Annotated in this window: 20 protein-coding genes and 1 tRNA gene; 6 read left to right on the top strand and 15 right to left on the bottom strand. The window is 67.1% G+C overall.

Annotated features, from left to right (window positions below):
- Nucleotide 1: 1 nt before the first annotated feature.
- Together GAK28_RS07180 and GAK28_RS07175 are read left to right on the top strand one after the other, a co-directional pair.
- Nucleotides 2–1,390: a dihydrolipoamide acetyltransferase family protein gene (locus tag GAK28_RS07180; protein ID WP_291776600.1), complete on the top strand. Its 1,389-nt coding sequence runs from the start codon at nt 2–4 to the stop codon at nt 1,388–1,390.
- A 115-nt stretch (nt 1,391–1,505) separates the two neighbouring features.
- Nucleotides 1,506–1,970 (top strand): DUF1456 family protein, encoded by a 465-nt coding sequence (locus tag GAK28_RS07175; RefSeq protein WP_291776598.1) that lies wholly within the window; start codon nt 1,506–1,508, stop codon nt 1,968–1,970.
- Nucleotides 1,971–2,020: 50 nt separating this feature from the next.
- Here the strand turns inward: GAK28_RS07175 and GAK28_RS07170 are convergent, their stop codons facing one another.
- The 4 genes from GAK28_RS07170 to GAK28_RS07155 form a co-directional block, all read right to left on the bottom strand.
- A complete protein-coding gene (locus GAK28_RS07170; protein WP_291776597.1) occupies nt 2,021–2,350 on the bottom strand; it encodes a hypothetical protein in 330 nt (109 codons plus the stop codon).
- Between the two features lie 3 nt (nt 2,351–2,353).
- The gene (locus tag GAK28_RS07165; protein WP_291776596.1) at nt 2,354–3,730 is read right to left on the bottom strand and encodes a tryptophan--tRNA ligase; all 1,377 of its coding nucleotides are present in this window, start codon (nt 3,728–3,730) and stop codon (nt 2,354–2,356) included.
- Nucleotides 3,731–3,917: 187 nt separating this feature from the next.
- Nucleotides 3,918–4,838 carry an arginase gene (rocF, locus tag GAK28_RS07160; RefSeq protein ID WP_291776595.1) on the bottom strand — a complete coding sequence of 307 codons (921 nt, stop codon included), beginning with the start codon at nt 4,836–4,838 and terminating at the stop codon, nt 3,918–3,920.
- A 16-nt stretch (nt 4,839–4,854) separates the two neighbouring features.
- Complete coding sequence (locus GAK28_RS07155; RefSeq protein ID WP_291776770.1) at nt 4,855–5,223, bottom strand: rhodanese-like domain-containing protein; 369 nt, start codon at nt 5,221–5,223, stop codon at nt 4,855–4,857.
- Nucleotides 5,224–5,372: 149 nt separating this feature from the next.
- On the opposite strand from GAK28_RS07155, the gene GAK28_RS07150 reads away from it, so the two are divergent.
- Nucleotides 5,373–6,269 carry a LysR family transcriptional regulator gene (locus GAK28_RS07150; RefSeq protein WP_291776594.1) on the top strand — a complete coding sequence of 299 codons (897 nt, stop codon included), beginning with the start codon at nt 5,373–5,375 and terminating at the stop codon, nt 6,267–6,269.
- Here the strand turns inward: GAK28_RS07150 and GAK28_RS07145 are convergent.
- Nucleotides 6,266–7,708: a serine hydrolase domain-containing protein gene (locus tag GAK28_RS07145; RefSeq protein ID WP_291776593.1), complete on the bottom strand. Its 1,443-nt coding sequence runs from the start codon at nt 7,706–7,708 to the stop codon at nt 6,266–6,268. The two genes, GAK28_RS07150 and GAK28_RS07145, sit on opposite strands and share 4 nt — an antisense overlap.
- 275 nt (nt 7,709–7,983) lie before the next feature.
- On the opposite strand from GAK28_RS07145, the gene GAK28_RS07140 reads away from it, so the two are divergent.
- Nucleotides 7,984–8,421, top strand: a complete 438-nt coding sequence (locus tag GAK28_RS07140) for a helix-turn-helix domain-containing protein (RefSeq protein ID WP_291776592.1) — start codon at nt 7,984–7,986, stop codon at nt 8,419–8,421.
- Nucleotides 8,422–8,442: 21 nt separating this feature from the next.
- On the opposite strand, the gene GAK28_RS07135 is transcribed toward GAK28_RS07140, so the two are convergent.
- From GAK28_RS07135 to GAK28_RS07115, 5 genes are all read right to left on the bottom strand, one after another.
- A complete protein-coding gene (locus GAK28_RS07135) occupies nt 8,443–8,853 on the bottom strand; it encodes a DUF6165 family protein (RefSeq protein ID WP_291776591.1) in 411 nt (136 codons plus the stop codon).
- An 82-nt stretch (nt 8,854–8,935) separates the two neighbouring features.
- Nucleotides 8,936–9,011: transfer RNA gene (locus GAK28_RS07130), tRNA-Thr, on the bottom strand.
- Between the two features lie 16 nt (nt 9,012–9,027).
- Nucleotides 9,028–9,807, bottom strand: coding sequence for an SPOR domain-containing protein (locus GAK28_RS07125; RefSeq protein ID WP_291776589.1), 780 nt, complete (start codon nt 9,805–9,807; stop codon nt 9,028–9,030).
- A gap of 67 nt (nt 9,808–9,874) precedes the next feature.
- Complete coding sequence (locus GAK28_RS07120) at nt 9,875–10,633, bottom strand: type III pantothenate kinase (protein ID WP_291776587.1); 759 nt, start codon at nt 10,631–10,633, stop codon at nt 9,875–9,877.
- On the bottom strand, nt 10,630–11,610 hold the full coding sequence (locus GAK28_RS07115) for a biotin--[acetyl-CoA-carboxylase] ligase (protein ID WP_291776585.1): 981 nt from the start codon (nt 11,608–11,610) through the stop codon (nt 10,630–10,632). Before GAK28_RS07115 ends, GAK28_RS07120 begins: the two co-directional genes overlap by 4 nt.
- A gap of 206 nt (nt 11,611–11,816) precedes the next feature.
- Here GAK28_RS07115 and GAK28_RS07110 point away from each other — a divergent pair, with 206 nt between their 5' ends.
- Together GAK28_RS07110 and GAK28_RS07105 are read left to right on the top strand one after the other, a co-directional pair.
- Nucleotides 11,817–12,170: a hypothetical protein gene (locus tag GAK28_RS07110; protein ID WP_291776584.1), complete on the top strand. Its 354-nt coding sequence runs from the start codon at nt 11,817–11,819 to the stop codon at nt 12,168–12,170.
- Between the two features lie 19 nt (nt 12,171–12,189).
- Nucleotides 12,190–12,954: a M90 family metallopeptidase gene (locus GAK28_RS07105; RefSeq protein ID WP_291776583.1), complete on the top strand. Its 765-nt coding sequence runs from the start codon at nt 12,190–12,192 to the stop codon at nt 12,952–12,954.
- 68 nt (nt 12,955–13,022) lie between these two features.
- Here the strand turns inward: GAK28_RS07105 and GAK28_RS07100 are convergent, their stop codons facing one another.
- The 5 genes from GAK28_RS07100 to GAK28_RS07080 all read right to left on the bottom strand — a co-directional run bounded on the left by GAK28_RS07100 (nt 13,023) and on the right by GAK28_RS07080 (nt 18,475).
- The gene (locus tag GAK28_RS07100; RefSeq protein WP_291776582.1) at nt 13,023–14,408 is read right to left on the bottom strand and encodes an ATP-binding protein; all 1,386 of its coding nucleotides are present in this window, start codon (nt 14,406–14,408) and stop codon (nt 13,023–13,025) included.
- 55 nt (nt 14,409–14,463) lie between these two features.
- Nucleotides 14,464–15,156 carry a response regulator transcription factor gene (locus GAK28_RS07095; protein ID WP_291776581.1) on the bottom strand — a complete coding sequence of 231 codons (693 nt, stop codon included), beginning with the start codon at nt 15,154–15,156 and terminating at the stop codon, nt 14,464–14,466.
- Entirely contained in the window at nt 15,156–15,365 is a 210-nt protein-coding gene (locus GAK28_RS07090; RefSeq protein WP_291776579.1) for a hypothetical protein, read from the bottom strand. Before GAK28_RS07090 ends, GAK28_RS07095 begins: the two co-directional genes overlap by 1 nt.
- Nucleotides 15,366–15,523: 158 nt before the next feature.
- Complete coding sequence (gene dusA / locus GAK28_RS07085; RefSeq protein WP_291776577.1) at nt 15,524–16,504, bottom strand: tRNA dihydrouridine(20/20a) synthase DusA; 981 nt, start codon at nt 16,502–16,504, stop codon at nt 15,524–15,526.
- A gap of 378 nt (nt 16,505–16,882) precedes the next feature.
- A complete protein-coding gene (locus tag GAK28_RS07080) occupies nt 16,883–18,475 on the bottom strand; it encodes an alpha/beta fold hydrolase (RefSeq protein ID WP_291776576.1) in 1,593 nt (530 codons plus the stop codon).
- Between the last annotated feature and the right edge of the window lie 190 nt (nt 18,476–18,665).

Here is an 18,665-nt window from a genome sequence, read left to right as displayed (position 1 = left end):
CATGGCCGACATCAAGACCTTTTACCTGCCGGACCTCGGCGAAGGCCTCCCCGACGCGACCGTCGTGGAATGGCACGTCAAGGAAGGCGACACCATCAAGCTCGACGCCCCGCTGGTGTCGATGGAAACCGCGAAGGCCGTCGTCGACGTGCCCTCGCCGTACTCCGGCACCGTGAAGAAGCTGCACGGCGCCGCCGGCGACATCATCGAGACCGGTTCGGCCCTGGCCGACTTCGAGATCGACCCGAATGCCCGCCAGCGTGCCGAGGCCGAATCCACCGGTCACCACCACGGCCCGAAGAAGGGCGTCGGCAGCCCCGCCGCCGATGACGCCTCCAAGGTCGTCGCCTCCGACGACGGCGGCGAGATCGACCCGCCCAAGGCCAAGGCCGACCGCGAGGACGAAGGCACCGTCGTGGGCGCCATGGTCAGCGGCAATGCCGTGCACACCGAGCAGGTCTCCAGCGCCGGTGGCGTGAAGGCCGTGCCGGCCGTGCGCGCCGCCGCCAAGAAGCTCAAGGTCGACCTCGCCCGCGTGCAAGCGACCGGCGCCGGTGGCGTCATCACCATGCAGGACGTCAAGAACGCCGCCGCCAACGGCAGCGCGCAGCTTGGCGCCGCCCCGGCCCGTCCGGCCTCGGCCCAGCACCTCGCCCCCACCCTGCCCGAGCCGGGCCCGGCCCCGCAGCAGCGCACCGCCGTGTCGCTGGCCGGCAAGCCGGTCCGTACCGCCCCTCCGGGCGCGGACACGATGGGCCAGCCGGAGCAGCTCAAGGGCGTCCGCCGCAACATGGCCCGCGTGATGGCCGAGGCCCACGCCAACGTCGTGCCGACCAGCATCGTCGACGACGCCGACCTGCACGCCTGGATCGGCAAGCAGGACATCACCGCCCGCCTCGTGCGCGCGATCGTGGTGGCCTGCAAGACGGTGCCGGCGCTCAATGCCTGGTTCGACGGCAAGAACCTCACCCGCACGCTGCACCCGCACGTGGACATCGGCATCGCCGTGGACACCGAGGACGGCCTGTTCGTGCCGGCCCTGCGCAACGCCGACGTGCTCGACGGTGCCGGCGTTCGCGCCGCCATCAAGCGCCTGCGCACGGCGGTGGAAGACCGCAGCATCCCGGCCTCGGAGCTCTCGGGCTACACGATCAGCCTGTCGAACTTCGGCATGTTCGCCGGTCGCTACGCCACCCCGGTGGTTGTGCCGCCGACCGTCGCCATCATCGGCGCCGGCAAGCTCAGCCACGACGTGGTCGCCGTGATGGGCGGCATCGAAGTGCACCGCCGCATGCCGCTGTCGCTCACCTTCGACCACCGCGCCGCCACCGGCGGCGAGGCCGCGCGCTTCCTGAAGGCGATGATCGACGATCTGGGCTTGCCGAACTAAGCACGTGTGAGAACCTGCGAACGCCGCCTCGTGCCAACGGGGCGGCGTTCGCTTTTGTAGGAGCGCGCTTGCGCGCGATCGCGCGCAAGCGCGCTCCTACAGGTATCCTTTCGCCATGCAGAACAACGACACCCTCCGCAGCATCCGCTACATGCTCGACCTCGGCGACGTCCACGTCGTCGATATCCTCGCCCTGGCCGGCTACACGGCCACCCGCGAAGAGGTCGGCACCTGGCTGACCAAGGAAGACGAACCCGGCTTCGTCGCCATGCCGGACATCGCCATGGCGCACTTCCTCGACGGCCTCATCGTGCATCGCCGCGGTCGCGACGACAGCCAGCCGCCCCGCCCGGTCGAGCCGCGGATCAATAACAACGTCGTGCTGAAGAAACTGCGCGTCGCCTTCGAACTGAAGGAAGACGACATCCTCGCGATCATGACCGAGGCAGGTTTTCGCGTGTCCAAGGGCGAGATCAACGCCCTCTTCCGCCAGCCCAAACACAGCAACTTCCGCCTTTGCGGCGACCAGTTCCTGCGCAATTTCCTGAAGGGTATGACAATCCGGCTACGCGGCAAGTGATGCGGCTCTTGTAGGAGCGCGCTTGCGCGCGATCGCGCGCAAGCGCGCTCCTACAAGGGTTTTCTGCGCTTCCAGACGAGCTGGCGCACGATCAACGCCAAAGCCAGCACCGCCACGAACGCACCATAGCCATAGAGCGCCGGCACCACCTGCTGCCAGATTGCGCCGCTTTTCGGCCCGAACTCGTCGGCCGCGGGTAGCTCCACCGCGTCGTACGCCACCAGCGCCGCCTGCACCGACGCCACGACCGCCGCGAGCAGGGCGAGCAGATCGAAGCCCCGACGCGTCGCGTTCTTCAGCAACGACTTCGGATAGGCCCAATACGCCCACCCCAGCACGATCAGCCAGGGCGCCAGCAGCAGGAGCGCGAGGTAGCGCATGCGTCAGTCCTGCGCGGCGGCCAGCGCGTCGAGCGCGGTGCGCAGGCGAAGCACGAAGGCCGCGCGGGACACTTCGTCGGGATGCGATGCACCGTTGGCGACGACCTCGCCATGCACCCGCAACGCCACATGGTCGCCCTGCGATTCGATCACCGCATGGGCGCCACCGAGGGTCGACAGCGTCTGGCGAAGCTTGCCGGCCGCTTTCGGGTCGGCGAACGATGCCGAGAGCAGCAGCTCCTCGCCGTCCGCACCGAACAGGCGGAAACGGAAGCTGCCATCGTCCTCGCGGAAGCTGGCGAAACGCGGCGGCTTGGCCTTGCTGACCGGGGCCGCAGCGGCGGCCGGCTCCGCGATGGACTGGGCCGTGTTGCGGAACGTACGCAGGCCGACGGCCTCGCGCAGGCGCTCCAGCAGCGGCACCGCGATGGCGCGGGCCTTGGCGGCACCGGCCAGGAGGATGTCCTCCATGTCGTCCGGTCGGGACATCAGCGACTCGTAGTGTTCGCGCATCGGCGCCACCTGCGCCTCGATGCGTTCGAACAGCACCTGCTTGGCCTCACCCCAGCCGAGGCCGCCATGCAGCGCGTCGGCGAAGGCGGTGCTTTCCGCCGGCGAGGCGAAGGCCTCGAAGATGGTGAACAGCGCGGAATCCGTGGTGTCCTTCGGCTCGCCCGGCGCGCGCGAATCGGTGACGATCTTCATGATCTGCTCGCGCATGGCCTTGGAGCCACCGTCGAACAGCGGGATCATGTTGTCGTAGCTCTTCGACATCTTGCGACCGTCGAGGCCCGGCAGCGTGGCCACCTGCTCCTCGATGTGCACTTCGGGCAACACGAAGAAATCGCTGCCGTAGACGTGGTTGAAGCGCTGCGCGATATCGCGCGCCATCTCGATGTGCTGGATCTGGTCGCGACCGACCGGCACCTTGTTCGCGTTGAAGGCGAGGATGTCGGCGGCCATCAGCACCGGGTACATGTAGAGGCCGGCGGTGACGCCGGCATCCGGGTCTTCCTGCTGTTCGACGTTGCGGTCCACCGCCGCCTTGTAGGCATGGGCGCGGTTGAGCAGGCCCTTGGCGGTGACGCAGGTGAGCAGCCACATCAGCTCGGGCACCTCGGGGATGTCCGACTGGCGGTAGATGGTGGCGGTGTTCGGGTCCAGGCCGGCGGCCAGCCAGGTGGCGGTGATCTTCATGCGCGAGGCGGCGACGCGGTCGGCGTCGTCGGCCTTGATCAGCGCGTGGTAGTCGGCCATGAAATAGAAGGCGTCGACGTTGGGATCTTTGCTGGCCTGGACGGCCGGGCGGATCGCGCCGGCATAGTTGCCGAGATGCGGCGTGCCGGTGGTGGTGATGCCGGTAAGGACGCGGGTACGCATGGGGACCTTGCTTGCTGGACGGACGGTAACCGGCCGAGTGTAGCCCGCGTGGATGCCTTGTAGCGACCCGCGGAGTGCGGCGACCTGCCGCGCTCCGAAGATCGCGGATGCGATCCGCTCCCACCCCTCCGGCAGGAACGGTCCTACCGAAGGGGTGGGAGCGGACCGTGTCCGCGATGGGCGGATCTCAGCGCATCAGGGTCGACTTGCCGAACAGCGACTCCACGAGGTCCACGGCCAGCTTCGCCGTCTGGTTGCGCTTGTCGAAGGCCGGGTTCAGCTCGACGATGTCCAGCGAGCCCACGCGGCCGGTGTCGGCAATCATCTCCATCACCAGCTGGGCCTCGCGGTAGTTCGGGCCACCGCGCACGGTGGTGCCCACGCCCGGGGCGATCGACGGATCGAGGAAGTCCACGTCGAAGCTCACGTGCAGGTGGGTGTCCTGGTCCACCCCCGCCAGCGCTTCCTCCATCGCGGCCTTAATGCCGATTTCGTCGATGTAGCGCATGTCGTAGATGTCGACGCCGACCTCGTGGACCAGGCGCTTCTCGCCCTCGTCCACCGAGCGAATGCCGATCTGGCGGAACACCTCGGGGGCGGTGGCTGGTACATGGCCGCCGATATGGGTCAGCACGTCGGGGCCGAAACCGCACAGGCAGGCCACCGGCATGCCGTGGATGTTGCCCGACGGAGTGATGTCGCTGGTGTTGAAGTCGGCATGGGCGTCGAGCCAGAGCACGCGCAGCTTTTTCTCAGTCTCGCGGCAATGGCGGGCCACGGCGGAGATGGAGCCGATGGCGAGGCAGTGGTCGCCGCCGAGCATGATCGGCAGGCGGCCGTCGCTCAGCTCGGCGTAGATGGCATCGTGCACGGCCGTGTTCCAGGCGACCACGGCGTCGAGGTGGCGATAGCCTTCCTTCGGCGGCTGCCAGGGGTTCAGCGGGCCGGCCAGGTTGCCGCGATCAACGACATGCATGCCGCGCTTGGTCAGGCGATCGGCCAGGTGGGCGACACGAAGGGCCTCGGGGCCCATGGAGCTGCCGCGGTGGCCGGCGCCGATATCGGTGGGGGCGCCCACGAGGGCGACCGAACGGGTGGTTGGGCTCATCGGGATGGACTCGGGATCAGGGATGTTCGGAAACAAGGGGACGGCCGTCGGCTCGCCACGCGTCGGCGCTGCCTTCCAGCAGGCGCACGTGGGTGTAGCCGAGGGACTCGAGGGTGGCGCGCGCCCGGGCGGCACGCTTGCCGGACTTGCAGTAGACGACCAGTTCGCGATCGCGCGGGACGGCCAGCACGCCATGGCGGGCGGCCACCTCGTCCACCGGCACGTTCAGGGCACCGGCCAGGTGCCCCTCGCGATACTCGGCGGAGGTGCGCACATCGAGGATCGTCGGCGCGTCGTGGGCGGCCATGCGGCTCGCCAGCGCCTCCCGGGAAAGGTCCTGCGCCCACGCGACGGCGGGAAGGAGCAACGACAGGACGAACGACATAGACACGCGGAAGCTGGTCATTCCGCAAGTTTACACTGGGGGATGGAACAGCCACGTTGCAGCGCGTCAGTGGCGCCAGCGTCGCGCCTTGTCGTTCCCCTCGGAAAATGGGGCACCATGGCGCCGTCACCTTCCGTGAAGCGCTGAAAATGATCCGACTGGATGACCTCCAGATCTTCGTGCAGACCGTCGACGCCGGCAGCTTCTCCGCCGCCGCCCGCCTGCTCGACTGCACGCCCGCCATGGCCAGCAGCGCCGTCATGCGCCTGGAAAAGGAGCTGGGCACCCGGCTGTTCGTCCGCTCCACCCGCAGCATGCGCCTGTCCGACGACGGCGAGCGCTACCTGCCCCACGCCCGCGCCACGCTCGACGCGCTGGCCGAAGGTGGCCGCACTCTCGCGGAGGCCAAAGGCGAGATCGCCGGCCCGCTACGGCTGTCGGTACCCTCCGACCTCGGCCGCAGCGTGCTGCTGGGCTGGCTGGATGAATTCCAGCAGGCCCATCCCGGCATCACCCTGCAACTGCACGTCAGCGACCGCGCCGCCGATCTCCTGCGCCATCCCATCGACGCCGCCGTACGCTACGGGCCGCCCCGCGATTCGCGCCTCGTCGCCCAGCCGCTGGCCCCGCTCAATCGCCGCGTCGCCTGCGCGTCGCCCGACTACCTCGCGCGCCATCCACGCCCCACGCATCCGGAGGACCTGCGCCAGCACAACTGCCTCTGCTTCGTCTGGGGCGATCTCGTGCTCGATCGCTGGGCCTTCGACCTGCCCAAGGGCCAGGTCACGGTGAAGGTCAAGGGCAACCGGATCAGCGACGATGGCGACGTGGTGCGTCGCTGGGCACTGGCCGGCAACGGCATCGCCTTCAAGTCGGCGCTCGACATCGCCGCCGACCTCGCCGCCGGACGCCTCGTGGACTTGTTCCCTGGCCAGGGCGAACTGGCACCAGTGAACCTGGTCAGCGCCCATCGTTCGCAGCTCACGCTGGCCCTGCAACGCCTGCGCGACTTCCTCCGGGAACGATTGGCGACCCTGGCACCCTAAGGCAGCTTCCGCGCTTTGAGCGAACCGGAGGTCATGCCGCCTGCGTCGTCGAACACCAGCGGATAGCCGGTGTCCGGCGCCATGAAGGACATCGCACCTGTCGGCACGAGCGGCGTACGCCCCAGGTCTTTCGAGTCGAGAAACCAACGATCACCGTCGTGTACGAGGGTCAACACGCGATCGCCTTCCCACGAGGGATCGTCGATCTCGTAACGCCCTACCCGCTTCGCCATGGCTGTCTCGTCCAGCGCGGCACGCGTGACGACACGCGGCTTCAGATCCGTCCATCCGTAGGCGGTCGCCACCGCCTTGGCGAATTCGTTCATCAGGTACTGGCCGTTGTCGCCATCGGTGAGAACCACCACGCCGTCGCCACTATCGGCGAACATCACGTACTTGCTCTTGAACCCGTCATTGCCGCCTTCGTGCATGAAACGGCGATGCGCTCCCTCGCCAGAGACGAAGATGCCCATGCCGTAGTTGCCAAGGCCTGGCGTCAACAGATCCTTCGCCGCCTTGCGTGACAGGAACGAGGGCTTGCCAAGATCGGCGTCGCGCAACGCGATCAACCAGCGCGCGAGATCCTCCGCCGTCGTCCACAGGCCGGCGGCCGCCAGTTCGGGATAGGTATGCGCATCGCCCGGCACGGCATCGCCGTTCGCGGCGTGTCCCACGGCGTGGGCCAGTCCGGCGGGCAACGGCTGCGCGAACGTGCTGTCGCGCATACCTGCCGGGCGCAGCACGTAACGTTGCATCAGGTCCGCGAACGGTGCCTTCGCGCAATGTGCCATCGCGACTTGCGCGATGGTGTAGCCGCCACCGGAATAATCGAACGTCGCTCCCGGTGTCGTGGCGATCGTCACCGCCGGCGTGTTCGATGGCGGCTGCCCCAGCACGACCTGCTCGGGTGTCGGCACCGGTTCACCGATCGCGTAGCCGGGAAATCCATGCACCGTCGCGCCCGCCGTGTGGTGAAGCAGGTTACGCAACGTGACCGGATGCGTCGCATCCTGCTTGCCCGCGGGCAAGCGCAACGGCGCGAGGCATCCATCCACGGGCGCATCCAGCTTCACGATGCCCTTGTCCGCGAGGATCGCCGCCAGGTTGCCAGCGAATCCCTTGCTCAACGAGGCCGCCTGGTAGCGCTCGTCGCCGGCCGGCATGCGCATCGTGCCATCGCTGCGATAGCGCGCGGACCATGTGATCCGCCCCTTCTCGATCACCGCCACCGACATCGTCGGCACATGGTAACGACGCATGCGCTCGTAGACATTCCAGTGCATCGGTGCGTCGCCTTCGATCTCGACACGCGGCCTAAGGCTGTTCTCCACGAGTTGGCGTTTCGTATCGTCGGCGCATGCGCTGGCGACGACGCCCAGCGATAGGCACACGAACCACCATCGTGTGCGACGTGCCATGGATACCGTGTCGATCGTCATGCCCTCTCCATCTTGTTTGCCCGCGTCTCGGTCGCTGTTGGATGGCGAATGGAGCGGAAACGTTTAAAGGATGACGTGGAAGCCACTGACACCGGGAAGCGCCCACCACCGACCCGAACCACGGGCTTGACCGGCTTCTAGTTGCCTATATTTTTTATAGGTTATAGACTTCCCATCAAACGAGCCAGGCCACATGGCCAAATCACCGATCGCGTCGTTTCGGATGTCCGACGCCGACGCGTTGCGACACCTTCGGATTTCCGGGTCAATTAGCCATGTATCACTTCATCGAATCCGGCCTTCCCCATATCTGGCTGCGCAACGGCTACACCATCGAGGATTCGGCGTACGGTCCCACCGTGTCGTTCGAGGATATCTTCGGCCTGCACCGGGCCATCGCCTACGCCCTGATCGACAAGAGCGGAACCTTGGCCGGGGAGGAAATCCGCTTCCTGCGCCTGCACATGGAGCTGTCCCAGGAATCGCTGGGCCAGCTGATCGGCATCGGCGTGCAATCGGTGGCGCTGTGGGAGAAGAACCGCAGCAGGATCACCCCTACCGCTGAGAAATTGCTGAGGATCATCGTGCGCGGCCACCTCAATGGCCACGCGACGATCCGGCGAGCCATCGATGCACTCAACCAGCTGGACGCCATGGCACACGAGGAAAAGCTGGTGTTCGAAACACAGGACGGCGGCTGGCACGTCGCCTGAATGGCGACGTGAAGGAATGTGTCAGCCGTCGACCTGGTACTGCTTCACTTCCTGCAACTGCGAACCCGACAGCACGTTGATCCGGCTCTTCACCTGCATGCGGTCGCCGTTGTGGCGACCCACGTCGCAGGCAAGGCGAATGAACTCGGCATCGAAACGCTGGGTCCGCTCGCGGTCGCGCAGTTCGTCCTGCACATCCCACATGCGCTCGTTGATCGTCTTGAGTTCGGCGCGCAACGGTTCCAGCTCGGCATGGGCGGCCAGCACCTGCGACCACAGCGGCATCAGGCGATCCAGTTCGATGCGGATGTTCGCGAGCTTCGCCGCATCGGCGATGCGCTCGGACTTGATCTGCAGGATGGTGAGCTTGTCGACCAGCTCGCCCACGGAAACGGGCGTGAGGATGTGGCCGTTGGGGAGGTGGGACGTCATCGGCGGTATCCGTTCGTGGCATGAAAAAGCCCGCGACAAGGCGGGCTGGCGTGTCGTGGCGCGATGCCCTGACAAGGTGTCTTGGTGCCGGCACCCGGATTCGAACTGGGGACCTACCGCTTACAAGGCGGTTGCTCTACCAACTGAGCTATGCCGGCGAAGGCGTGGAGTCTATCAGAAGCAGCCGGTGGTTCGTGCCGTGACGCCCGGTGTGCGGATGCTACGGCGGATGTCGGTGTTGCCCTCGTCCGGCACGACCACGTCGAGCCACCAGACGGGCGTGGTCTCCGTGCGCTCGCTCATGCGGGCCGGGAAGCCGGCGGCGACGACCTCGTCGCGACGCTTGCGGGCGTTCGACGGGTCGTGGAAAAGGCCCAGCGCCACCGAGTTCTGCATCTCGCCCTGGGCGCTGACCACGAAGTAATCCTTGATGCCCTTGGCCTCCAGGCGCTTCGCCTGCGCGATGGCCTGCTCGCGCGTGGACTGCGCCGGCAAGTAGACGCGCCAGCCGTGCGATTCGGTGGTCTGCTCCTGACGCTGGCGGCTACGCACGGTGCGAGAGGCCAGGGCGCTGCGTGCGCTGCGCAGGTCCACTTGGTTGTTGAACGGACCGACCGCGAGGCAGCGATAGCTACGGTGCGGGCTCGTCGGCGCCGTGGCGACCGGCGGAGGTGTCGGCTCGGGCTTCGGCGGTGCCGGGGCGGGAGCGGCGGGCGGCGTGATCTTGGCGAGAGCGGTCGTCGCGGCCGGCGCAGGCGTGGCTTTCGGTGCCGTGGAGGTGGCGGGAGCTGGCGTCGTCGTGGCTGCAGCGGGCGCTTCCGCCAGCAGCTTCAGCGCCGGTACGCCCTTGTCCGCCGGATCGACCGCGTGCGCCCCCGTATCGTCCAGCAGCAGCCAGGCCGCCACGGCGATATTGAGCGCGATCAGCAGGACGAACAGCAAACGCAGCAGCATGGGGGCCTTGAAGGTTCTCGGTTGGGCCTGCTCGCGTTCCCCTGTAAGAACCGGCAGCAGCCGGATTCTAGGGGATATCCGCCCCGTCGGGCTGCGCATCCGCCCACACGGCGAGGCCGCGCAGCACGGCATCCGGCACGATGGTCACCTCGCGTTCGAGCAGTGGCGCCAGGACATCGGCATCGCCGCCGCCCAGTGTCACCGTTGGCGCGCCACCGAGCAGCGGGGCCGAACGGTCGACGAAGCGATCGATCAGCGCCGCCGAGGCCTGCCAGCAACCCGATGCCAAGCCGTCCGCGGTGTTGTCGGCAAGATCGCGCACGGTGCCCGGACGCTCGGGGCGGACTTGCGCGGTGGCACCGAGGATCGACTGCTGCATCAGCACCGGACCCGGCGCGATCCAGCCACCGAGATGGCGACCGTCCGCATCCAGCGCATCGAGGGTGAGCGCGGTGCCGACACTGGCCAGCACGCAGGGCGCGCGACCGGCGGCGTAGGCATCCACCAAGGCAAGGAAGCGATCGACACCAAGGCGGTGCGGCTCGGCGTAGGCGTTGGTGACGCCGCAGGCCTGTGCCGGCGTGCGCACCCAGCGCGGCACGCGACCGAAGGCCTTTTCGGCGGCGACGGCCACGGCCGTCTCCCGCGCCGAGGTGGCGACGGACGCGCCGACGATGCGTTCGGGCGTGGGCCAGTCGGCCCAGAGCGTCGCCAGTTCGTGGGCGATGTCGGCTTCCCAGCCGAAAGCGCCGCGATGGGTGAATTCACCTTCGTGGAGCAACGCGAACTTGAGCCGGGTGTTGCCGAGGTCGAGCAGGAGGATCATGGGGCGCTCCGGCGCACGGACACTTCGGCGCTATCGACGGTGACCAGGCTGCCATCGGCGCGTCGCACGCGCAGGCCACCCCGTTCGTCCACGCCCTCGCCCACCGCCTCGTACTCGCCGCGCGGATCGAGGATGCGCAGCGGCTGCTGAAACAGCAGATCGCGGTCCGCGTAATCGGCCACGAAAGCCTTGAAGCCCTGACGCTCGAAGTCTTGCAGGCCTTCGCACAGCGAAGCGATGACGGCCGCCGCGACGGCATTGCGGTCGGGCGGTTGGCCGCCGGCCATGTCCGCCAGGTCGGTGACGGGCTGGCCCGCCCGCTCGTGCACGCTATCCGGCAGGCGGATGTTCACGCCCACGCCGATGATCGCCGCGCACGGGCCGGAGTATTCGCCCGACAGCTCGACGAGGATGCCGCAGAGCTTCGCGTTGCCGGCCAGCACGTCGTTCGGCCATTTCAGGCCGGCGGTGCGGATGCCCAGCTCGTCGAGCGCGCGGACGACCATCACACCGACGGCCAGCGACAATCCGGACAACGCCGCGAAGCCACTTTCGAAACGCTTGAGCACCGACAGATACAGATTCATGCCAGGCGGCGACAGCCAGGGCCGCCCGCGTCGGCCACGTCCGGCCGACTGGGTCTCGGCCAGCACGAAGGACAGGTCGTCCAGCACCGGATTGCGCCGGGCCAGTTCGCTGGAGGTGGAGTCGATGTCCCAGTGCACTTCCAGCATGCCCAGGCTGGCGCGCGCGGCGGGCGGCAGGGCCTCGCGGATGCGCTTGTCTTCCAGCAACTGGGTGGGCCAGGGCAGGCGATAGCCACCGCCCACCTTGGCCTCGATCGGCACGCCCTTCAGGCGCAGGGACTCGATCTGTTTCCAAACGGCCGCGCGGGTGACGCCGGCCTGGCGGGCCAGGGAGGCACCGGACACGGCGTCGCCGCCGGCAAGGGCTTCTAGAAGGTCGCGTGCAAGCATGGTGTGGCGCCGTCGGGACCGTCAGGCGGCCGCTGTCAGGGGTGTGGGGAACCGGGACATCCGCCGATTCTAGGGCAGCGGGGCGAAATCGCCCACCCGCGTCATCACGGCGTCATCCGACTCCCTTACGGCACTGGCACCTACGTGAAATTTCTGCGAGAATCGGTCGTCCCCCATTGCACCCGGGGATATTGCAGGGTTTACCGATGAACGCCAGACCGTACATCCTCGGATGTCTGTGCCTCGTCGGTGCCACCGGCACCGCCGCCGCTTCCGACATCGACCTGAGCACCCTGCTCTCGCTGGGTGGCGTCGTTTCGTCGTCGTCATCGTTCGAGGGCTCGGCACCCAGCGCCCCGCAGGCGCCGGGCCGCGATCCGTCGGGCGCCATGGATGCCGCCCCGACCCACCGTGCATCGACGAACACGGCCAGCCGCCCTGTCGCCCCTGTGCCGTCGCCGACGTCCACCGATATCGAGAACGGTCCGCACGACGGTCCCTCGCCGGTTCGCTCCTCGTCACCCAGCTGGCAATCGCTGCTGCCGGGCTCGATGCTCTGACGCGGTACGGCGATCGTTCGTGGGCCTGATCGATTCCCTGCTGGCGCGCTTCCGCGCGCCCGCGCCGCCCATCGACGACACCCTCTGGAAGCAAGCCGTTTCCCGCGTACCGCTGGTACGTGCGCTCGACGCGCCGCGTGCCCACTACCTGCGCCGCCTCGCCGCCGACTTCCTCCACACCAAGCGCTTCCATGCCATGGGCGACGCGGCGCTGGACGATTTCTGGCGGCTGGTCATCGCCATGCAGGCCAGCCTGCCTGCCCTGCCCCGTGGGCCGAAGGCGTTTCGCGGATGGACCAACGTCCTCGTCTACCCCGGTGAATTCAACGTGCGCCGCAGCCACTACGACGCCCATAGCGGCGTGGTCACGGACAGCGACGACACGCTGATTGGCGAAGCATGGGATCGCGGCCCGATGGTGCTGTCGCTGGCGGATGTCGCGCTCGACCTCGAAGCGCCCTGGGACGGCTACAACGTGGTCGTCCATGAGATGGCGCACAAGCTCGACATGCTGGCCGCACCGGCCAATGGCGTGCCGCCGCTGCCGTCATCGATCAACCGGCGCGAATGGATCGAAACGATGCAGACCGCGTTCGATCGGCTATCGAAGGCGGTGGATCGCAATCGGCATACGGCGATCGATCCCTATGCCGCCGAAGCGCCGGAAGAATTCTTCGCGGTGACCAGCGAGATGCATTTCTCGCAACCGGCCGAGCTGCGCCAGGCGGAGCCGAAAGTGGCGAAGCTGTTAGCTGACTTCTACGGCCCGCCCCCGATCCTGTAGGAGCGCGCTTGCGCGCGATCGCGCGCAAGCGCGCTCCTACAACGGCCACGTGTGCGTGACCGCGGCAATCAACCCGGCGGAATACTCACCCGGAATCGCGCACCGCCCAGTTCCTCCGAACGATCCACCTGCAACTCGCCCTGATACGCCTTGACGATGTCCTGCACGATGGACAGGCCGATGCCATGGCCCTGCACGCGCTCGTCGCCACGGACGCCGCGCTGGAGGATCTTCTCAATCTTCTCGTCGGGGATGCCGGGGCCGTCGTCCTCGACGATCAGCTCCAGGCCGTTACGCCCCTTGCCGCCGCCCGCGGAACGCGCCGTGAGCAATACCCGATGCGCGGCCCACTTGAAGGCGTTTTCCACGAGGTTGCCCATCAGCTCCAGCAGGTCGCCCTGCTCGCCGGGAAAGGCCACGCCGTCTTCCAGTTCGAACTCGCAGAGCACGTTCTTCGCGGCGTAGACTTTTTCCAGACTCTGCACGAGGTCTTCGGCATGACCGGCGATCGGCTCTTCCGCCGCGATGGTGCGGCGACCCGACGTAGCCGCGCGGGAAAGCTGGTACGCGACAATCTCGTCCATCTTGCGCACCTGGTCGAGGATGTCGCCACGCAACTGGCGCGCGTCGGCGCTGGTTTCCAGCTGCGAGCGGATCACCGCCAGCGGTGTCTTCAGGCTGTGCGCCAGGTCGGCGAGGGTGTCGCGATAACGCGAGCGCTGTTCGCGCTCGCTGTCGATGAAGGCATTGAGGCGACGGGTGAGCACCGTCAGCTCGACGGGATACGGCCCGTCGAGGTGGTCGCGCGAACCGCGCTCGATGTGGGCGAGGTCGCTCGACACGCGACGCAGCGGCAACAGGCTCCAGCGCAGCAGGAACAGCTGCAGCAGCATCAGCATCATGCCGAGCATCGCCAGCCACAGGAACTGCGTGCGCCGGTACGTCGCCACCTGCCGTTCAAACTGGTCTTCGGTCTGCGCCACCGCGAAGGTCAGCGGCACGCTGCGCCGTTCGGTACTGTCCAGCGACACGCCGTAGCTGAAGACGTAGAGCTTGCCGCTACGCGTCTCCACCGGCTCGAAGGCCGTCTCGCCGGGTGACAGCATGCGCACGAAATCGAAGTCGCGACCCAGCGCCGACGACGACTCCCAGCGGAACCCGTCGTTGCCCACGATGATCGCGTACAGGCCCGAACCCGGCCGCGAGAAGTCGGGGTTCGGCTGGCTGTCGGGCACGGTGACCTTGCCGGCGCGGGTGATGTCCGTGCCGGTGATGTACGCGATGGCGTAGTTGTGCAGGCGATCGTGCATCGCCGACAGCTCGGAGGCGTAGTTGGCCTTGTTCTGCGCCAGGCCGGTCAGGCCGAGGAACGCGGCCAGGGCGAAGCCAGTGGCGAGGGCCGCTCGGGCTGCCAGCGACAGGGGCCGGCGTTTGGTCGGTGAAGCAGTTTCCATGCCTCGGGGTCACCTCGCCGGTGGCACGACGCAAGATCGTGCCACCGGGGATCGGTCAGTCTTCGTCCGCTTCGTTGCGCGGGATGGCGAAACGGTAGCCACGGCCACGCACGGTTTCGATCGGCTTGAGCGCGCTTTCCGGGTCGAGCTTGCGACGCAGGCGGCCGATGAACACTTCCAGCACGTTCGAATCGCGGTCGAAGTCCTGCTGGTAGATGTGTTCGGTGAGGTCGGCCTTGGAGACCAGCTCGCCCGCATGCAGCATCAGGTACTCGAGCACCTTGTACTCATAGCTGGTGAGGTCCACCTGGCGACCTTCGACGGTGACCGTCTGGGCCGTGGTGTCCAGCTTGATCGGGCCGCAGGCCAGCACCGGCTTGGACCAGCCGCTGGCGCGACGGACCAGCGCGTTGATGCGCGCGAGCAGTTCCTCGACGTGGAACGGCTTCACCAGGTAGTCGTCGGCGCCGTGCTTCAGACCCTCTACCTTGTCCTGCCAGCTTCCGCGGGCGGTAAGAATGAGGATCGGGTAACGCTGGCCGCGCTCGCGCAGGGCCTTGACCAGATCCATGCCCGACAGCTTGGGCAGGCCGAGGTCGATGATCGCCAGGTCGAAGGGGACCTCGCCTCCCAGGTACAGGCCTTCCTCGCCATCCTGGGCGGCGTCGACAGCAAAACCGTCGCGCTTGAGACGCGCGGCGAGGGTCTCGCGCAGCGGGGCCTCGTCCTCAACGAGCAGGATACGCATCAATGTCTCTCCTTGTTGTCCCCGGCACCGATGTCCAGGGGCTTGGCGGTTTCAGTGCGGACTGGCACCACTTTCACGTGTCCGTCGAGGGTCAGTACCTTGACGCGATATTCGGTGATCCGGCCTCGCTCGACGAGCCGCGTATCCGCCGACAGCACCTTTCCCCCGGTTTCTTTCTGCACCTTGCTCACGGCCTGTTCCAGGGTCATGGGCGACTCCTGGGCCAGGGCGGCCAGTGGAGCGGCCAGGCAAAGTGCGGTGAAAAATAGCGGACGAAACGTGATTTTCATGTCGGGTGCGGGCAACGCGGGCATTCGGCAAGTGGGCCGATCATGCCGAGGCACTCCCCGCCCGAAGCTGAACGAAATCAGGCGGCCTGTCTGAACGGCGCCAGCGCGCTCTCGATGAGCGACCAATCCGCCCCCGGCAGGTGCGCGCCCTCGGACAGCAGTCGGCGGAAGCCGCGCGCGCCGGGCTCGCCCTGGTACAGGCCGAGAATGTGCCGGGTGATGTGCTTGAGCTGGGTACCCCGGGCCAGTTCGGCCTCTATATAAATACGCATGCGTTCGAGCACGTCGGCGCGCTCGGGCAGCGGGGTGCCCCACAGGTCGGCCTCGATACGGGCCAGCACGAAGGGATCGTGGTAGGCCGCGCGGCCCAGCATCACGCCATCCACGTGGGCCAGGTGCTCGCGCACCGCCTCCACGGTGGTGATGCCGCCGTTGATGACGATGGTGAGCTGGGGGAACTCGCGCTTGAGCCGGTAGACGCGCTCGTAGTCCAGCGGCGGAATCTCGCGGTTTTCCTTGGGGCTCAGGCCTTCCAGCCAGGCTTTGCGGGCGTGCACCACGAGGATGTCGACGCCGGCGGCCACCATGGTTTCGGTGAAGCGCTGGAGGTCGGCGTATTCGTCCTGGTCGTCCACGCCGATCCGGCATTTCACCGTCACGGGCACGTCCACCACCTCGGCCATGGCACGCACGCAGTCGCCGACCAGCGCCGGCTCGCGCATGAGGCAGGCACCGAACTTGCCGGACTGCACCCGGTCGGACGGACAGCCGACGTTGAGGTTGATTTCGTCGTAGCCCGCCCGGGCGCCCAGGATCGCGGCCTGGGCTAGTTCCACCGGGTCGCTGCCGCCGAGTTGCAGGGCGACCGGGTGTTCTTCGTGGCTGTGTTCCAGCAGGCGCACCTGGCCCCCGCGCACGAGGGCGGCGCTGGTCACCATCTCGGTATACAGACGGGCGTGCGGGGACAACAGCCGGTGGAAGTACCGGCAGTGGCGGTCCGTCCAGTCCATCATGGGGGCGACGGTGAGGCGGAAGTCGGAGGGGGCGGTAGGCTGCATTTGCCTATTTTAGCTGGTCTGGGGTGGCTCGCCTGCGGCATCGCTCGCGGCGCTCGGGCGTGGCGGGAGGAGCCGTCGGACCGCCGCCGGGGCGCGCCGGCTCCGCCGTCCCTCGGGAAAGGAGGGCCGCTGCGCGGCCCGTGTTTTATGGCTGCGCCCCTTCGGGCCCCGGCGGCGGCCCGACGGCTCTCCGTACGGTAAGGCAACCTTGTGGGAATCGCCGATGCGATCGGCGATGGGTGCTCGCGACCCCGTACACCTGTAGGAGCGCGCTTGCGCGCGATCCGCGAAACGGCAATCTGGCCCGCTGCCGCGGATCGCGCGCAAGCGCGCTCCTACCGTGTGATCAGCGGTGATCCATGCGCGTTCGTCGGCGGCTCACTGTGCATCCTTGAGCCTCTGTTCCGCCGCCGCCTTCAACTGCTGCCGCAAGGATTCATCCAACGACGAATCGGTTCTCAGCAATACCAACTCGCGCTCGGATGCCTCTCGCACCTTATCCGTCTGCCCCAGCGCGCGATACCCATCCGCGAGGCTGTCTTGTGCGTTGGCCGATGTGGGGTGCGACCAGGCGACGAGATCGAAAAGCACCAGGGCAATTTCGGGACGCTTCGCTTTTAATTCATCGTATGCCCGACTATTGAATGCATCCTGATCGATGCACCGGTCCAACGCCTCGTCCGCACAAGCCACCTGATACATCGACTTGATCGTCGTCGCCTTGCCTTGCTGCACCATGGCCACCACGTCCGAGGCGCCAGGAGGCACCGGCAAAGGACTCTCGTGACGAGACGATGCCACGGTCGAGGACGTCAAAAGATTCGCCAGTTGTGCAGCGGCCACAGGGTCTGCCTTGACATGCTCATCGAAGAACGCCAACACGATCCGGGCCGATAGCTCATAGCCTTGCCTGGCCGTCGCCCTGCTCCAGCCACTGCCGTTGTACTCGGCCTTGATAGGCAGGTGCATCGCATCGGCCGTCATGGAGAATGAGGTGAAATCGCTATGGTGCATCGCATTGAGTTGCACGTACGTGCGATCGGCATGACGCATTCCATTGATCGGCGCGAGATTTAGATCGGCCGATTGCATGCCTTGTCGCCGACGCAGGTCGAGCAAGGCATATCGGGATGCCTTCGCGTCGAATCCGTCAGCACCGGTCAGCGCGGATTCGTTGCCCTTGAATGCGTACGTACCATCCATCGCGACCACAGCCATGACATTGCGATGACGCTGCCCCAGCAGCGCGGCCTGCACAGCGCCGAGGCTATGACCTGCCACACCGATATGATCGCAATCGACGTCCTTGGCCTGGCAAAGTGTAGCGATGGCGACCTCGAGGTCCCGCACTCCGGCTTCCGTATTGGCATTAGTCCGCGCGGGCGACATCGCTTCGGCGTCGTGCCCCAGCAGGGATACGCTGGCGACGGCATAGCCGTGGCTGGCGAGGTATTCGGCGAGCACGACATTGACGTTGATATCTGCGCTCAGGCCGCCCGCCAGCAGCACCAGAGGGCGTCGCCCCGACGCAGGCCTGGCATCGAGATGGCCGGCCATCGACATGGCGCGGAGCTGTCTTGTAGCTTCGGGGGGAAACGGTTCGCCAACGCTGTCTCGATTGCGCAACAGCATTTCATGATTCAACGCGGAGAAGGCTTCCGGAGCGCTTTGCTCGACATAGTCTTCCAGGTGCATAGGCGGCGACGCTGTCGGGACCGCCGGGTACCAGAGGTTGATCTGGATGGGTCTGCCGTTCCGGTCTGGCGTGAAGGTGCCGTCCAGCGCACGGGTCTGAATCCAGGTTCGGCTTCGGTCGGCGACAAACATACGGCGAAAGCCGATTACCTCGTGACCGGGAGTCAATGTTCCCCACAGGATCGGCACGCTGGCCGGCCTACTACCGGCCACCGTCGTAGTACAGGTGAATCCCGCGAGAAAAACCGTTAACGCAGCGCGGCAGATCATCCCCATGACCTTCTCCCCGTGAATCGTTACCCTGCTGGCGGCGAAAGTCTTTCACGGCGCTGCCCCCCGTGGACGTGCCGGAAGTCGGTAGGACCAATGGCCTGCTTGAAGGGCTCCGACCTTCGTACCCTGATTGTAGGAGCGCGCTTGCGCGCGATCCGCGAAGCGGCAATCTGGCCCGCTGCCGCGGATCGCG

Origin of the sequence: Luteibacter sp. (genome assembly GCF_009912395.1) — a bacterium.
In the GTDB taxonomy this organism is placed as follows: Bacteria; Pseudomonadota; Gammaproteobacteria; order Xanthomonadales; family Rhodanobacteraceae; genus Luteibacter.
The sequence above is the reverse complement of the archived record's forward strand: the minus strand, read 5'-3'. Positions and strand labels throughout refer to the sequence as shown.

Coding starts and splice junctions, on each gene's coding strand:
- GAK28_RS07180 (WP_291776600.1), top strand. CDS start 2: ATGGCCGACATCAAGACCTTTTACCTGCCGGACCTCGGCGAAGGCCTC.
- GAK28_RS07135 (WP_291776591.1), bottom strand. CDS start 8,853: ATGACGTCCCACCTCCCCAACGGCCACATCCTCACGCCCGTTTCCGTG.
- GAK28_RS07080 (WP_291776576.1), bottom strand. CDS start 18,475: ATGGGGATGATCTGCCGCGCTGCGTTAACGGTTTTTCTCGCGGGATTC.
- GAK28_RS07095 (WP_291776581.1), bottom strand. CDS start 15,156: ATGCGTATCCTGCTCGTTGAGGACGAGGCCCCGCTGCGCGAGACCCTC.
- GAK28_RS07145 (WP_291776593.1), bottom strand. CDS start 7,708: ATGACGATCGACACGGTATCCATGGCACGTCGCACACGATGGTGGTTC.
- GAK28_RS07125 (WP_291776589.1), bottom strand. CDS start 9,807: ATGCTGCTGCGTTTGCTGTTCGTCCTGCTGATCGCGCTCAATATCGCC.
- GAK28_RS07090 (WP_291776579.1), bottom strand. CDS start 15,365: ATGACCCTGGAACAGGCCGTGAGCAAGGTGCAGAAAGAAACCGGGGGA.
- GAK28_RS07170 (WP_291776597.1), bottom strand. CDS start 2,350: ATGCGCTACCTCGCGCTCCTGCTGCTGGCGCCCTGGCTGATCGTGCTG.
- rocF (WP_291776595.1), bottom strand. CDS start 4,838: ATGAGCCCAACCACCCGTTCGGTCGCCCTCGTGGGCGCCCCCACCGAT.
- GAK28_RS07155 (WP_291776770.1), bottom strand. CDS start 5,223: ATGTCGTTCGTCCTGTCGTTGCTCCTTCCCGCCGTCGCGTGGGCGCAG.
- GAK28_RS07120 (WP_291776587.1), bottom strand. CDS start 10,633: ATGATCCTCCTGCTCGACCTCGGCAACACCCGGCTCAAGTTCGCGTTG.
- GAK28_RS07175 (WP_291776598.1), top strand. CDS start 1,506: ATGCAGAACAACGACACCCTCCGCAGCATCCGCTACATGCTCGACCTC.
- GAK28_RS07115 (WP_291776585.1), bottom strand. CDS start 11,610: ATGCTTGCACGCGACCTTCTAGAAGCCCTTGCCGGCGGCGACGCCGTG.
- GAK28_RS07150 (WP_291776594.1), top strand. CDS start 5,373: ATGATCCGACTGGATGACCTCCAGATCTTCGTGCAGACCGTCGACGCC.
- GAK28_RS07100 (WP_291776582.1), bottom strand. CDS start 14,408: ATGGAAACTGCTTCACCGACCAAACGCCGGCCCCTGTCGCTGGCAGCC.
- GAK28_RS07110 (WP_291776584.1), top strand. CDS start 11,817: ATGAACGCCAGACCGTACATCCTCGGATGTCTGTGCCTCGTCGGTGCC.
- GAK28_RS07140 (WP_291776592.1), top strand. CDS start 7,984: ATGTATCACTTCATCGAATCCGGCCTTCCCCATATCTGGCTGCGCAAC.
- dusA (WP_291776577.1), bottom strand. CDS start 16,504: ATGCAGCCTACCGCCCCCTCCGACTTCCGCCTCACCGTCGCCCCCATG.
- GAK28_RS07165 (WP_291776596.1), bottom strand. CDS start 3,730: ATGCGTACCCGCGTCCTTACCGGCATCACCACCACCGGCACGCCGCAT.